The sequence below is a fragment of the Mesorhizobium sp. WSM4815 genome (assembly GCF_055811575.1).
This window is the reverse complement of the sequence record NZ_JBVVQS010000099.1, coordinates 1-13935: the sequence shown is the minus strand read 5'-3', so window position 1 is coordinate 13935 and position 13935 is coordinate 1. Positions and strand designations below refer to the sequence as shown.

Annotated in this window: 12 protein-coding genes and 1 tRNA gene; 5 read left to right on the top strand and 8 right to left on the bottom strand. The window is 63.1% G+C overall.

Features of this window, described 5'->3' with window-relative positions:
* Positions 1 to 19 precede the first annotated feature (19 nt).
* Positions 20 to 871, top strand: a complete 852-nt coding sequence (locus AC0L2B_RS23205; protein ID WP_031254136.1) for a YihY/virulence factor BrkB family protein — start codon at positions 20 to 22, stop codon at positions 869 to 871.
* Positions 872 to 921: 50 nt separating this feature from the next.
* On the opposite strand, the gene AC0L2B_RS23200 is transcribed toward AC0L2B_RS23205, so the two are convergent.
* Positions 922 to 1797: a DMT family transporter gene (locus AC0L2B_RS23200; protein ID WP_473746961.1), complete on the bottom strand. Its 876-nt coding sequence runs from the start codon at positions 1795 to 1797 to the stop codon at positions 922 to 924.
* 421 nt (positions 1798 to 2218) lie between these two features.
* Positions 2219 to 3094 (bottom strand): tRNA glutamyl-Q(34) synthetase GluQRS, encoded by an 876-nt coding sequence (gene gluQRS / locus AC0L2B_RS23195; RefSeq protein WP_473746960.1) that lies wholly within the window; start codon positions 3092 to 3094, stop codon positions 2219 to 2221.
* Between the two features lie 91 nt (positions 3095 to 3185).
* On the opposite strand from gluQRS, the gene AC0L2B_RS23190 reads away from it, so the two are divergent.
* From AC0L2B_RS23190 to AC0L2B_RS23180, 3 genes are all read left to right on the top strand, one after another.
* The gene (locus AC0L2B_RS23190; RefSeq protein ID WP_473746959.1) at positions 3186 to 3827 is read left to right on the top strand and encodes a DNA-3-methyladenine glycosylase family protein; all 642 of its coding nucleotides are present in this window, start codon (positions 3186 to 3188) and stop codon (positions 3825 to 3827) included.
* Positions 3828 to 4056: 229 nt separating this feature from the next.
* Positions 4057 to 4614, top strand: a complete 558-nt coding sequence (locus tag AC0L2B_RS23185; RefSeq protein WP_023797250.1) for an HNH endonuclease — start codon at positions 4057 to 4059, stop codon at positions 4612 to 4614.
* A 36-nt stretch (positions 4615 to 4650) separates the two neighbouring features.
* Positions 4651 to 4914 carry a hypothetical protein gene (locus AC0L2B_RS23180; RefSeq protein WP_473520984.1) on the top strand — a complete coding sequence of 88 codons (264 nt, stop codon included), beginning with the start codon at positions 4651 to 4653 and terminating at the stop codon, positions 4912 to 4914.
* A 20-nt stretch (positions 4915 to 4934) separates the two neighbouring features.
* On the opposite strand, the gene AC0L2B_RS23175 is transcribed toward AC0L2B_RS23180, so the two are convergent.
* Positions 4935 to 5453, bottom strand: coding sequence for a disulfide bond formation protein B (locus AC0L2B_RS23175; protein WP_473521085.1), 519 nt, complete (start codon positions 5451 to 5453; stop codon positions 4935 to 4937).
* A gap of 92 nt (positions 5454 to 5545) precedes the next feature.
* Positions 5546 to 6133 (bottom strand): YqaA family protein, encoded by a 588-nt coding sequence (locus tag AC0L2B_RS23170; protein ID WP_091600122.1) that lies wholly within the window; start codon positions 6131 to 6133, stop codon positions 5546 to 5548.
* 287 nt (positions 6134 to 6420) lie between these two features.
* Between AC0L2B_RS23170 and AC0L2B_RS23165 the strand changes: the two genes are divergently transcribed.
* Positions 6421 to 6505: transfer RNA gene (locus tag AC0L2B_RS23165), tRNA-Leu, on the top strand.
* 101 nt (positions 6506 to 6606) lie between these two features.
* On the opposite strand, the gene AC0L2B_RS23160 is transcribed toward AC0L2B_RS23165, so the two are convergent.
* The 4 genes from AC0L2B_RS23160 to secA form a co-directional block, all read right to left on the bottom strand.
* Positions 6607 to 7215 (bottom strand): hypothetical protein, encoded by a 609-nt coding sequence (locus tag AC0L2B_RS23160; protein WP_027153358.1) that lies wholly within the window; start codon positions 7213 to 7215, stop codon positions 6607 to 6609.
* A gap of 539 nt (positions 7216 to 7754) precedes the next feature.
* Entirely contained in the window at positions 7755 to 9035 is a 1281-nt protein-coding gene (locus tag AC0L2B_RS23155) for a GNAT family N-acetyltransferase (protein ID WP_128181665.1), read from the bottom strand.
* Positions 9035 to 10435, bottom strand: coding sequence for a lipopolysaccharide biosynthesis protein (locus AC0L2B_RS23150; protein WP_128181663.1), 1401 nt, complete (start codon positions 10433 to 10435; stop codon positions 9035 to 9037). The genes AC0L2B_RS23155 and AC0L2B_RS23150 overlap by 1 nt, the downstream gene beginning before the upstream one ends.
* A 376-nt stretch (positions 10436 to 10811) precedes the next feature.
* Entirely contained in the window at positions 10812 to 13544 is a 2733-nt protein-coding gene (gene secA, locus AC0L2B_RS23145; protein ID WP_473746958.1) for a preprotein translocase subunit SecA, read from the bottom strand.
* Between the last annotated feature and the right edge of the window lie 391 nt (positions 13545 to 13935).

Genomic DNA, 13935 nt, shown 5'->3' with positions numbered 1-13935 from the left:
ATCGAAGGGAACGCGGTTCTTGTTGCGGAAGATCGTAGCCCTCAAGCGCGTGCTCTATGACGCGTTCGGCCATTTCGATGCAGACGATGGCTGGGCAATGGCCAGTCATCTGGCGATCACGGCGCTGATGGCGCTATTCCCTTTTCTGATTTTCGCCACGACGCTGGCCAGCTTCCTCGGCGCACAGGCTTTTGCCGACACCGCCGTGCATATCGTCTTCGACACCTGGCCCGAGCAGATCGCCGAGCCGATCGCGCGCGAGGTGCTCAACGTGCTCACCGTGCAGCGCACCGACCTGTTGACCTATGGCGTGCTGCTTGCCGCCTTCTTCGCCTCGAACGGCATCGAGGCGCTACGCACCTCGCTCAACCGCGCCTACCGCGTTTCCGAAACGCGCGGCATCATCTACCGCCGGGTACAGAGCATCGCCTTCGTGCTGATCGCCACGGCAGGTTTTCTGGCGATCAGCGTGCTTCTGGTGTTTGCGCCGTTGCTGGCGCGGCTGGCCGAGGCCAATTTCGAATGGGTAAAACCCTATATGGGAACGATCACGCTGTGGCGTTACATCATCGCCTCGGTCGTCATCGTCGGCGGGCTGTTCGCGGTGCATTACTGGCTGCCTGCGGGCAAGCGCCGCTTCGTCTCGATCATACCGGGCATCATCTTCACGCTGATTGCCTGGCTAATCGGGTCGACCATCTTCGCCGCCTATCTCGACCGTTTCTCGTCCTATGTGACGACCTATGCCGGCCTTGCCTCGATCATGGTCGCGGTCGTCTTCCTCTATATGGTCTCGGCGATCTTCATTCTCGGCGGTGAACTCAATGCCGCGATCAGCCGCTATCTGGAGGCACGCGCGCGCGTTGGCTGATTCTTGTTTTGAGCATGATCTTTGCCGAAACCGGTTCCCACTTTTTGGGATCATGCTTTGGTTGGCTGAGCGGTTGCCAGCCCGACGCCGAACGTCGCGATCGCCATGCCGACGATCTGGACCAGGTTCAACTGTTCGCCGAACAACAGCCAGGCGATGACCGCGGTGACGGCCGGGACCAGATAGAACAGCGAAGCGACTTTCGACATCTCGCCGTCGCGGATCATTACCATCAACAGGAAGATGGCGCCGATCGACAGCACCAGCACCAGCCATGCCATGGCGAAGATCAACTCGCCATTGACGATGACGGTTCGCGTCTCGAAAGCGAGCGAGGCCAAAGCCATCACCGATGCACCGCCGACATATTGCCAAGTGGTGGCCGCCACGAGATCGCCGCCGGAGGCGAAGCGCTTCTGCCAGATCGTGCCGGCGCTCATGCCAAGCACCGAGACAAGCGAGGCGGCCAGCGTCTCGGCCGTCACGCCGCCGCCGAGCGTTCCGAGCTTCGGCCAAAGCACGATGACCACGCCGGCAAGTCCGACAGTGAGGCCGACCCAATGGCGCGGCAGGATCGCCTCGCCGAGAAATCGGCCGGCCATCACTGCGGTGATCAGCGGCTGCAGCCCGACGATCAAGGCCGATAACCCGGCCGGCATGCCCCTGTGGATGGCCCAGAACACGCCGCCGAGATAGACGCCATGCATCAGGATGCCGGCGCCGGTCGCGTGAAACGCCTCCTTGCGCGTCGCTCGCCTGGAGCCGAGTGCTGCCATCAAGGTGGCCAACAGCACGGCGGCCAGCACGAAACGAGCGGCCAGGAAGGTGAAAGGCTCGGCCCACGGCATGGCATAACGCGCGCCGATGAAGCCGGTCGCCCACAGGACGACAAAGGAGGCGGGGATGAACCGCTTGATGCTGCGCATTTTTGAAAGGCTGCCGCGTGCTCGGTGAGGGGTTTTGTACGGGACTGCTGTAATGCGGTTCAACCCGGCTAGCAAAACCAAACGGTTGATCCATAGGCTCATCCGAGTTGAAGGATGCGCTCTGGGTCAGGGAGGATCAAAAACGCTGCTGCGGTGCAGAACCTTTGATAGCGGAGGGACAGCGCCCCCCTCTGTCCTGCCGGACATCTCCCCCACAAGGGGGGAGATCGGCAGCTTCGCGGACAGCGTCCTTTTTTGCACGGTTGGTGGTTGGCGAAATCAGTGATGAAGTCCGATCTCCCCTCAAGTGGGGGAGATGTCCGGCAGGACAGAGGGGGGCGCGAAGGATCGCTACAGAGCGCTTTTATTTTGAGCCGTTCGCTGCCGGTCGCTGCCCTGTCAAAAACGACCGTGTCTGGGACTAAATCCCAACCAGCCGCCGGACGTCTTCCGGTGATGCGCCGGCCTCGCGCAAGGCGGCAAGGCCGGTATCGGCAAAACTCTTCGACAGCTTTCGTCCGTCCGGGCCCAGGACCAGACGATGGTGGAAGTAGCCTGATTGCGGCAGGCCGAGGAGTTCCTGGAGCAGGCGCTGCACGCCGGTGGCGGAATAGAGGTCCTGGCCGCGCACCACATGGCTGACGCCTTGCAGCGCGTCGTCGACGACGACGGCGAGATGATAGCTTGTCGGGATTTCACGGCGCGCCACGATCACGTCGCCCCAGTCCTGCGGCCGGGCTTCTATCGTGCGTGTCGCGGAAAGGCTTTCATCGGAAAATTCCAGCCATGACAGACCCGTGCCGACGCGCGCCACCGCAGCATCGACGTCGAGCCGCCAGGCGAAGGGCACATTCTCCGCCATCCGTTGCTGGCGTTCCTTGATAGTCAGCGCCTTGTCGACGGCGGGATAGAGCGGCACCCCGTCCGGGTCGCGCGGCCAGTCGCGGCCGCGCCTTTCGCGGTCGGCAATGAAGGCGCGGATTTCGCCACGGCTCATGAAGGCCGGGTAGACGAGTTCCTCGCTGATCAGCCGATCGAGCACCGTCTGATAGTCCGAAAAATGCTCGGACTGACGGCGCACCGGTTGTTCCCAGCCAAGCCCGAGCCATTCCAGGTCGCGAAAAATACCGGCCTCGAATTCCGGCGTGCAGCGCGTCGTATCGATGTCCTCGATGCGCAGCAACAGCCGCCCGCCGGTTGCGCTGGCCAACTTTTGATTGAGCAGCGCCGAATAGGCATGGCCGAGATGCAGTTCGCCATTCGGGCTCGGCGCGAAGCGGAATGTCAGGAGTGTCATCGTTCGGCGGCAATCGGGTTGTGCGGCGCTTTCGCCAGTTGCTACTTTGCGCCTGATTACATCTGCCACTTTGCGCCGGGAACAAGCAGACATGCAACGCATCGCCACGCTCGACGACGTCTCGCAAGGGCTCGACGCGCTCTGCCTGCTCGACCCGCGCCTGGAAAAGGTGCGCGGCATGGCCGGCGAGGTGCCGCTTCGGCTGTCCGAGCCGGGGTTCAGAAGCCTTGCCTCGATCATCGTCTCGCAGCAGGTATCCCGCGCCAGCGCCGACGCCATCTTCGAGCGGCTGACAAAACTCGTCGATCCGCTGACGCCGCAAGCCATCCTTGCCGCTGACGAAGCCATCTTTCGCGAAGCCGGACTGTCGCGGCCGAAACAGCGCGGGCTGATCGCCGTCGCCCAGGCGGTGGTCGATGGGCTCGACCTCGATCATCTCTGTTTGCTCGACGCCGCGGAGGCGATCGCGGCGATGACCAAGGTGTCAGGCATCGGTCCGTGGACGGCGGAAGTCTATCTTCTGTTCGCCGCCGGCCACCCCGACGTCTTCCCGGCACGCGACGTTGCCCTGCAGAGCGCGGTTGGCCACGCGCTCGGCATCGACCCGCGCCCGCCCGAGAAAACGCTGATCAAGCTCGCCGAATCATGGAGCCCGTGGCGCGGTGTCGCATCACGGCTTTTTTGGGCGTATTATCGTGAAACCCGGGGCAGGGACGCCGCGCCGCCTGGCTGAATCCGTAAAAAAGCATGAAAATCATGCATTTTTAGCGCTGCGATTGATCGACAAGCCGCTTCACATCCCTGTCATGTCAGGCTTACAGTATCCGCGCCGACAGGCTACAGCGCCGCGCATCCAGTTGGATGCGCAAAGGACGCTGTAGGACTTTTTGAAGCTGCGCATGATCCCTTCCGAAAATCGAACCGATTTCGGGGTCATGCGCTGAACCAAGGAGGTCAATGACGTGACGGTTGCCGTATCTCCGGATGGGCTTCCAGCACTGGTGCTGAACGCGGATTACCGTCCGCTCAGCTATTATCCCCTGTCGCTCTGGTCGTGGCAGGACGCCATCAAGGCGGTGTTCCTCGAGCGGGTCAACATCGTCGCCGAATACGAGCACGCGGTGTCGTCGCCGACCTTCTCGATGAAGCTGCCGAGCGTCGTCAGCCTGAAAGCTTATGTGAAGCCATCGCGGCATCCGGCCTTCACCCGCTTCAACGTCTTCCTGCGCGACCGTTTCCAGTGCCAGTATTGCGGCACGCCGGAGGACCTGACCTTCGACCATGTCGTTCCCCGCCATCGCGGCGGCGCGACGACGTGGGAGAATGTCGTCGCCGCCTGCTCGCCCTGCAATCTGAGAAAGGGCGGCATGATGCCGGCGCACGCCAAGATGTGGCCGCTGCAGAAACCTTTTCAGCCGACGGTGCACGACCTGCACAACAATGGCCGCTTGTTCCCGCCCAACCATCTGCATGAAAGCTGGATGGATTATCTCTACTGGGATGTCGAGTTGGAGCCGTAGGGTCGGCGTCAAACATTGAGGCTGCTTGGCCGCCGCATGTACAAGATCACGATCGAGTGCCTTGACGTGGCGCCGGGTTCAGGTCCGCAAGCTGCCATCGACATAGAGCAAGAGTTTCGCATCCATCGGACTTGGCACGAGCGGCCTAGCTGCACTTACGCCAATGGGAAACTTCTACTAATCGCACGAAATGACTTCGACGCCGACGGCATGGCCCTGCTCGACGAATTCTGGGACTGTCTGGCCGCATATCTGGGAGTGCACGGACCGATGCACATCCTTAGTGTCGAGCAGGTCTGAGGCAGCCCGAACCTGTTTGCTCAGTCGCGGGCAAAGGCGCCGCGGAAGGCGATGACGGCCAGGACAAAACTGGCGATGGCGTTCCAGCCGGCCAGCGACAGGCCAAGGATGCGCACGGCCGCCTTGTCGCAGGAGGGCGGGACGAATTGGTCGAGCGCATCGAGCACGCCCTTGCCGCCGGTATCGACCGGACCGGCAGCCGCTGCACAGTCGGTCGGCCCCGGCCACCACGCCCATTCGACACCGGAGTGATAGACGCCGAGATAGACGCCGTAGACCATCAGCAGGCCGCCGACGGCCAACAGGCCGCGTGTCAGCCACGCGGGGGCGCGCAATGTCGACGCAGCCGCCGCCAGCAGCATCAGCGGCACGCCGATGTAATAGGGGGTGCGTTGCTCCAGGCAGAGCTTGCAGGGGATGTAGCCGCCGAGATGCTGGAAGGCCAGCGCCGAACCGACGGTGGCGGCCATGGTGGCGGCGAGGAACAACGCCGTCCGCATGCGCTGGCGTCCAGGGTCGGCATTCACGGTCGCTGTCATCGATCTGCCGTTCGCCTTCTTGTTGAGCATGATCTTTTCCGAAAGCCGGCGCCCACTTTTTGCTACGCTGACCTTCGGTTCGGGATCATGCTCTAAAACGCGTATTTGACGACGATATAGAGCGAAATCAGGGCAGCGGCGCCAGCGCCGGCGATCATGCCGAGGCGTTTTTCGATGAACTCGCGGATCGGCTCGCCGTAGCGGCGCAGCAGCCAGGCGAGGAACAGGAAGCGGGCGCCGCGCGCCACGATCGCCAGCACGATGAACAGCAGCAAAGGCGTGCCGATGACGCCGGACAGGATCGTCACCACCTTGATCGGCGGCAGATGGGCGAGGCCGGAGGTGATCAGCATCAGGACGATGAATCCGGTGCCCGCCGAGACGCGCAGTGTCTCGAAGTCGTCATACTTGCCGTAGAATTCAAGGATCGGCCGCGCCACCGAGTCATAGGCGTAGTGGCCGATGTACCAGCCGGCTATGCCACCCAGAACGGAGGCCAGCGTGGCGACCAGCGCGTAGCGATAGGCGCGATCCGGCCGTGACAGCGCCATCGGCAGATAGAGCACGTCGGCCGGCACGAGAAATACCGAGCTTTCGACGAAAGCGATGAAGGCCAGCCACCATTCGGCGGATTTCTTCGCCGCCAGCGACAAGGTCCAGTCGTAAAGTCCGCGAAGCATCGGCACTCCTGATGCACGTCGCCCAAAATGCGCAGCGCCTTTGGGACAACAATGCATAAAAACCAAGACCAAAAGCGCGCCAGATGAATCTCTCCAGAAGCGACGCGCTTCAATGCGCTGCCTGTCTAGAAAGATTTTTCGCGCCGCACAATGGCCGTAGCTTCACGAAATCGAAAGGCCGCGGCCGAGCGAAAGCCGAATGCCCGGAATTGGCCACCCCGAATTGGCCAGTTGACGAACAGCCCTCCAACCGTATAGTCCGCGCCCATCCAGGCCACCCGGCCTGAGCCCCTATGGCGGAATTGGTAGACGCGCTCGACTCAAAATCGAGTTCCGCAAGGAGTGCTGGTTCGATCCCGGCTAGGGGCACCATTTTCTACCCGAGACACCTTGAAAGCTCGGTGGGAGGTTATCCCAGGCGCATCTGGGATAACCCCAATTGAGGCCGGGCCATTGCGTAGACTAAGTCGCCATTACATCGGCCCCGGCACCATCTTGGTCGGCTGCTCCGGCATCGGAAACGCGTAGTTGTCGCATTTCACGTCGGGGTTCGTCGGGCTGAACATTCCAAGCGGGTTGTCTTTGAACAGCCAGACGTGAAGATCGTAGTGGTAGAACTCCACCGGAATAAGCGGATAATGCCCCTCCATCGGCCCCTGGAAAGTCTGTCCAAACAGTTTCGGCGGCTCCTTGGTGTCGGGCGTCAGCGGAACAAGCCATTCCACGGCCACCAGGCGCAAGCCGCCGTCGACCGGCTCATAGATAAGGACATTGGGGCGCGTCGGATCTGGTGTCGGGCTGACGCTCGCGACGTTGACGAAATGAATGCCCATCGCGCCCTTCGGGTAATCCATAGCTCCAGCCACTTTTTCGCCGCTGTAATAAACGCATCCGACCGTCGACAGGTAGAGGTCGCGAATGGCGGCCTTGTAGTCTTCGTACTTCGAAAGCGATTGTTTCAGGGCATCGATCTCGACCTTGCCGGGCTCGGCGGCCTGACCTGCGGCCGCAGTCAGGCAGGCACCGATGAGGCCGGTCAAAGCGAGAATACTGCGACGCCTGAAGTGAATTGTTTTCGTCATGCATTCCTCCCAGATTTTTGTTCTGGCCGTGCAGGACCGAGGCGGCAATGATGCTGGTTGCGCGGCCGAGATTGTCGCCGATGCTAATCCTTTCCGCTGGTTGGGAGAATTAACCCTGATGACCTAGGCCTTCGACACAGTTCTTCGACTGAGTCTGAAAGGGACTGTGGACGGTCGCTGCCGTCCGGCCTGCAGCTGCCAATTTCCAGCGCTGGTGATTAGCGTAAGCCCCTGCGCCTTCGTCATTCCCAGGCCGGAGCAATGAGCGAAGCGACGCGGCGGCGCGGTAGATCAGGCGATGGTCCTGGATGATGCGCCGCGACCACCAGCCGGCGCTGCCCCTCTCTGCCTTCTCCCCTTGTGGGGCCCGAAGGGCGGGCGAGGCCCGTGACTCGTTCCGGGCGGTGGATTGGCGCGCAGCGTCAAGACGGTTCTGGACGGAGCGCTGTTGGGTGCCACTGGAGCACCCCCTCATCCGACCTCGCTTCGCGAGGCCACTTTCTCCCACCACAAGGGGAGAAGGGGAGCCGCACTTTCCCCTACCGCCGTCCCAGCAAGCTCTTCACCCGGTTGCGCAGCAGGCGCGCCATGTTGCGGGTTTCGCGGTAGAGGTGGATCTGCGACGCCGCCTGGCGGGCGAGGCGGTCGGCGTCCGGCGTGAGGCCGAGGACCAGCGTGCCGATCGGCCGGCGCTCCGTCCATAGCCGGCTCATCACCGGATGGTCGGGCACGGCGCAGGAATCGGTCATCATGATGTTGGGATCGTCGAGATGCTGCCTGGTCACCTCGATCATCAGCAGCGTTCCCGGCGAATAGGCGGCGAGCGTCTCGTCATAGGCCGTCTTCCAGGTGTAGGCGACGCCGGCCTCGACGAAGACGACCAGGCAAGCGATGGTGCGGTCATCGAGCGTCAGTGAATGGATGCGGCACAGGTCCCGTTCGGCCAGCCGGTGCACGGCCTCGCGGGCAAAGGCGGCGCGATAGCGGTCGATGGCCATGGCGGTGCGCTCGCGGCCTTTCCAGCCGGCGGCCTCGAGCGTCAAAAAACGCTCGATGGCGTGGCGGATGTTTTCCGGTCCGCGCGCCACCTGATGCTCCAGCCTGCCCAGGTCGGCGAGGCGGCGTTTTAGGCGGCGGAACTCGCGATAATGGTGCGAGCGCAGCGAGGCCTTCAGATACTCATCGCCGTCGATCTCGCTTTCGAGCATCGGCCGTTCGGCCTTGCCGGTGGTGACCAGCGTCAGGCCACGCGTCTCGGCGACGGTGGCCAGCAGGCTGGCCACCGGGCCGTCGAGCCGGATGTCGGGCAGCACGAAGACTTTCGGCAGTTTGAGATGCGGCCGCGACAGCATCGCGAAAAAATCCTCGATGACGCCGACGGGATCGTCGCGGTCGACCAGCGGCGTGCCGATCGGCCCGAACGGGCTCGACCATGTGCGCATCACCCGCACGCCGAGCGGCGTCGCCGGCCGCTCCACCGAGAACGGCACCAGCAAGCGCAGCCGGTTGCGGTATTCGTCGCCGTCGCGGATGACCGCCAGCCGCACCTCGCGGTCTTCCAGTCGCGGCATGGCGGGTGCCAGGAAGCGCGGGTTGAAGAACACGTTGGTCTCGATCGTGCGGGCGCAGAGATAGTCGAGTTCCTCGACCAGGTCGAAGCCGGCGGAGGCGGCGTAAATTGCCAGTTTGCGCTGGGGCCGGCCGTTGGCCAACAATTCGATATGGGCGGGATCGGCTTCGCGGGCGAGCCCGGCGAGGCCCGACACCAGGGCGCCGGCCGGGCCGCCGCTGGTTTCCTCGAGCAACGGGATGGCAGCCATCACGCGGCTCCTTTGGCGGCTACGAAAATGACCATGACGATGCCGAGCCTGCGCCAGACCGTGAAGGACAGCGCGCCGGCCTCGAAGATCATCGCGAAGGCGGTGGCCATCGCCGCGCCCCACAGGCCGAAAAGCGGGATCAGCACCAGATTTAGGCCGATGTTGAGGGCAAGCGTCATGGCGTAGACGGCGGCGCAGATATTCTGGTTGCCGCTCATGGTGAGCAGGCTTTCGCAGGGGCCGACGGCGGCGCGGGCGACGACGCCGAAGACCAGCAGGAACAACAGCGGGTAGCCGGCAACGAATTCAGGCCCGAACAAGCTCAGCATCGGCTCGCCCAGCACCAGCACCAGCAGCGCCATCAACAGCGATGGCCAGAACGTCCACGACACGGTTTCGCGGGCGAAGGCGGCGAGCTTTTCGGGCTCGCCATGGGTGAATTGCGCGTAGCGCTGGGCAACGCCCGCCTTGACCGCAAAATAGACGAAATGCACCAGCGCCAGCGTCTTGACCGTGGCGAAATAGACGGCGACGTCGTTAGGATTCATATAGGCGCCGACCATCAGCACGTCGGCATTGGTGAGCAGGAAGAAGAAGCCTTCGACCAGGAAGATCGGCAGCGACACCAGGAACCATTGCGCGAAATGCAGCTTCCTCGGCCCGGCTGGAATTTTTTTGCCGATGCGCGCAGTGATGCCGATGAGCTGGCCGAGCGTGGTGGCATAGGTGGCGGCGATCGAGGCGAAAATCGCCGTCCTGGCATCGGGCGCAAAGCCGACCAGAAGCATCAGCACCATCAGCGCCAGGATCAGCACCGGCCGCACAAGATAGGTCGGCGCCAGCGCAAACAGCGCCCACGAGTTGGCCCGCGCCAGCCCCTGCAACAGGTCGGACATGGCGATCATCGGCATGCAGATGAGGCCGAGAATGAATGGCACGACATAGTAGTTCTCGATAAAGGGCGAGAGCAGCCAGACGCCGAGCGCACCCAGCCCGGCGATCGCCGTCGAGGCAACCATCACGAACAGGCGGCTGGTCAGCACGATGCCGCGCAGTTCGGCCAGCATGTTGCGCTCGCGATATTCGGGAATGAAGCGGATGATCGAGGTGTGGAAGCCGAGGCAGGCGAGATTGCCGACGATGACCATCGTCACCCAGACAAGGACAAAAATGCCATACTCGAACGAGCCCATCCAGCGCGCCATCAGCACCTGGCTGACGAAAGCGATGACGGCGCTGACGATGCGGATGGAAAAGGCTATCAGCGACATGCGGCTGGCTTCGCCGCGCTCGTCGGCGGTGAACAGCACGGCATCGATGCGGCCAAGCAGCGGCTTTGCGCGCAGCGCAAGGCGCTGCGGCAGAAACCGCCCGGCTGTCGTCGCCGCGGAAAAGCGCACCCTGATCACACTCCGTTTTCGGCTTCTTTTCGGGTCTGGGTGTAGTCAAAACACATTAAGAAACGGTTGGGTGGGTCACCGTTCGCGGCAGAACGCGACGAAACGACAGGCCAGCTGATGGAAAGAAATAAGAGCTGAAGGCCCATTTCCGGTGTCGACGGGACAGCGCCCCCCTCTCGCCAGCCGGCCATCCCCCACGGGTGGGGAGATTGGCTAATCGTGGGCGTTGGCGTCGCCCCTCATCCGCCCTTCGGGCACCCAGGCCCTTCGCTGTCGCTACGGGCGTTCGTCGTTCGGAAAGCCAAGCAATTGGCTTTCCGTCCGCTTCGCGGACCACTTCTCACCCCCGTGAACGGGGGAGAAGGGAAGTGGGTGCTTACGCGAACGCCCCATGGCAATGCTTGTACTTTTTCCCTGACCCGCACGGGCAGGCCTCGTTGCGGCCGACCTTGCCCCAGGTGGCGGGGTTTTGCGGGTCGCGGTTTTCGGGGGCAACGGCGGCGTGGGTCTCCTGGCGAACCAGAAGACCGGTCTCGCCGCCGTCAAAATCGTCCTCGCCGGTGGTGCCGTCGAGATGACTGCCGAACATGTCGGGCGCCTCGGGCGGCGGCGCTTCGGCGGCTTGGCGGACCAGTTCGACGCGCATCAATTGCGCGGTGACGGCCTGGCGAAGATTGCCCAGCATTGCCTGGAACAGCTCGAACGCCTCGCCCTTGTATTCCTGCAGCGGATCGCGCTGGGCGTAGCCGCGGAAGCCGACGACCGAGCGCAGGTGGTCGAGGTTGACGATGTGCTCGCGCCACAGATGGTCGAGCGTCTGCAGCACCACGGAGCGCTCGACATAGGCCATCACGTCGGGGCCGAAGCGCTCTGCACGCTCCTTGGCAGCGGTCTCGGCGGCCTGGCTGATGCGCTCGCGGATGTCGTCCTCGGCAATGCCCTCTTCCTTGACCCAGTCTTCGATGGGCAGGTCGAGATTGAGGAATTCGGCGACCTCGGCCTTGAGGCCGGCGACGTTCCACTGCTCGGCATAGGCGTTTTCGGGAATGGCCTTGGCGACGACCTCCTCGATGACGCCCTCGCGCATTTCGGCGATGGTCTCGGACAGGCCTTCACCGTCCATCAGCTCGAGGCGCTGCTCGAACACCACCTTGCGCTGGTCGTTCGAGACGTCGTCATATTTCAGCAGGTTCTTGCGGATGTCGAAGTTGCGCGCCTCGACCTTCTTCTGCGCCTTTTCCAGCGCCTTGTTGATCCAGGGGTGGATGATCGCCTCGTCTTCCTTGAGGCCAAGCTTCTGCAGCATGCCGTCCATGCGCTCGGAGCCGAAGATGCGCATCAGATCGTCCTGCAGCGACAGGAAGAATTTTGAGCGCCCGGGATCGCCCTGGCGGCCTGAGCGGCCGCGCAACTGGTTGTCGATGCGGCGCGATTCATGGCGTTCGGTGGCGAGCACGTAGAGGCCGCCGGCGGCGAGCGCCTTCTCCTTCAGCCGGGCGACGTCGTCGCGGATTGCCTTTTCCCTGGCGTCGCGCTCGGGGCCGGCCGGCATGTCGCCAAGCTCCTCGGCGATGCGCATGTCGGCATTGCCGCCGAGCTGGATGTCGGTGCCGCGGCCGGCCATGTTGGTGGCAATGGTAATGGCGCCGGGTTTACCCGCCTGGGCGACGATCGCCGCCTCACGCTCATGGTGGCGGGCGTTCAGCACCTCGAAATCGGCAAAACCTTCCTTGCGCAGGCGTGCGGCCAGCAGCTCGGATTTCTCGATCGAGGTGGTGCCGACCAAGGTAGGCTGGCCTTTTTCGCGGGCTTCCTTGATCTCCCTGACGATCGCCTTGTACTTCTCCTCGACGGTCCGGTAGACCTCGTCGTCCTCGTCAATACGGATGACCGGCAGATTGGTCGGGATCTCGGTGACGTCGAGATTGTAGATGTTGGCGAATTCCTCGGCCTCGGTCAGCGCCGTGCCGGTCATGCCGGCGAGCTTCTTGTAGAGGCGGAAATAGTTCTGGAAGGTGACGGAGGCGAGCGTCTGGTTCTCCGGCTGGATCGCCACATGCTCCTTGGCCTCGAGCGCCTGGTGCAGGCCTTCCGAATAGCGGCGGCCCGGCATCATGCGGCCGGTGAATTCGTCGATGATGACGATCTCGCCGTTGCGCACGATGTAGTCCTTGTCCTTCTGGAACAGCTGGTGCGCCTTGAGCGCATTGTTGACGTGGTGGACGATGGCGACGTTCTCGACGTCGTAGAGCGACTCGCCCTTGAGCAGGCCGGCGTCGCGCAAAAGGTTTTCCAGCTTCTCGGTGCCCTCCTCGGTGAAGATCGAGGTCTTCTGCTTCTCGTCGATCTCATAGTCGGCCGGCTCGAGCTTCAGCATGAAGGCGTCGATGGTATTGTACATTTCCGAGCGGTCCTCGAGCGGACCGGAAATGATCAGCGGCGTGCGCGCCTCGTCGACCAGGATGGAATCGACCTCGTCGACGATCGCGTAGCTGTGGCCGCGCTGCACCATCTGGGCGCGCTCGTATTTCATGTTGTCGCGCAGATAGTCGAAGCCGAGCTCGTTGTTGGTGGCGTAGGTGACGTCGGCGGCATAGGCGGCGTGGCGTTCCTCGTCGGACAGGCCATGGACGATGACGCCGACGGTAAGGCCGAGGAATTTGTAGACGCGGCCCATCCATTCGGAGTCGCGTGTGGCAAGATAGTCGTTGACGGTGACGACATGGACGCCTTTGCCGGCGAGCGCGTTGAGATAGACGGGCAGCGTGGCGACCAGCGTCTTGCCCTCGCCGGTGCGCATCTCGGCGATGCCGCCATTATGCAGCACCATGCCGCCGATCAGCTGCACGTCGAACGGGCGCATGCCGAGCACGCGGCGCGCCGCCTCGCGCACGGTGGCGAAGGCCGGCACCAGGAGATCGTCGAGACTGGCGCCGTTGGCGACGTCCTGGCGGAATTTTTCCGTGCGGGCCGTCAGTTCGGCGTCGGAGAGCGCCCGCATCTCGTTTTCCATGGCGTTGATCGCTTCGACGCGCGGTCGGGTCGACTTGACCCGGCGATCGTTGGAGGAGCCGAAAACCTTACGGGCGAGACCGCCAAAACTGACCATTCAATGGTCCTTTCGATAGCATTCCAAGTCGTTGCGACGGGTGCCGGCCGGCCCCATCAAATCCACGTGAAACGCGGACAAACGCAAAAAGCGCCCGGAAAACGGTTCTGGACGCAAAGTCGTTGGACAGATAAGAGGGGGCTCAAACGATGTCAACGGCGCGCTGGCCCTGACGACCGTGCCAAATTCCGCCACAATCCGGCTGGTCTGGAAGCCATCCCGCCCTAGCTATCCCCCATTGGAGTTAATTGTATGTCCTTATTGTTCCACCGCGCGTCGCTCGCCAGCCTTGGCCTGGCATTCGGGCTGACGGCGCTGTCGCTGTCGCCAGCGATGGCGCAGGACACCGCGCCCGCCCAACCAGCCCCCGCCCAGCCGGTCTCTTATAAAA

Coding starts and splice junctions, on each gene's coding strand:
- AC0L2B_RS23155 (WP_128181665.1), bottom strand. CDS start 9,035: ATGGCTGCCATCCCGTTGCTCGAGGAAACCAGCGGCGGCCCGGCCGGC.
- AC0L2B_RS23175 (WP_473521085.1), bottom strand. CDS start 5,453: ATGACAGCGACCGTGAATGCCGACCCTGGACGCCAGCGCATGCGGACG.
- AC0L2B_RS23160 (WP_027153358.1), bottom strand. CDS start 7,215: ATGACGAAAACAATTCACTTCAGGCGTCGCAGTATTCTCGCTTTGACC.
- AC0L2B_RS23180 (WP_473520984.1), top strand. CDS start 4,651: ATGTACAAGATCACGATCGAGTGCCTTGACGTGGCGCCGGGTTCAGGT.
- AC0L2B_RS23200 (WP_473746961.1), bottom strand. CDS start 1,797: ATGCGCAGCATCAAGCGGTTCATCCCCGCCTCCTTTGTCGTCCTGTGG.
- gluQRS (WP_473746960.1), bottom strand. CDS start 3,094: ATGACACTCCTGACATTCCGCTTCGCGCCGAGCCCGAATGGCGAACTG.
- AC0L2B_RS23190 (WP_473746959.1), top strand. CDS start 3,186: ATGCAACGCATCGCCACGCTCGACGACGTCTCGCAAGGGCTCGACGCG.
- AC0L2B_RS23170 (WP_091600122.1), bottom strand. CDS start 6,133: ATGCTTCGCGGACTTTACGACTGGACCTTGTCGCTGGCGGCGAAGAAA.
- secA (WP_473746958.1), bottom strand. CDS start 13,544: ATGGTCAGTTTTGGCGGTCTCGCCCGTAAGGTTTTCGGCTCCTCCAAC.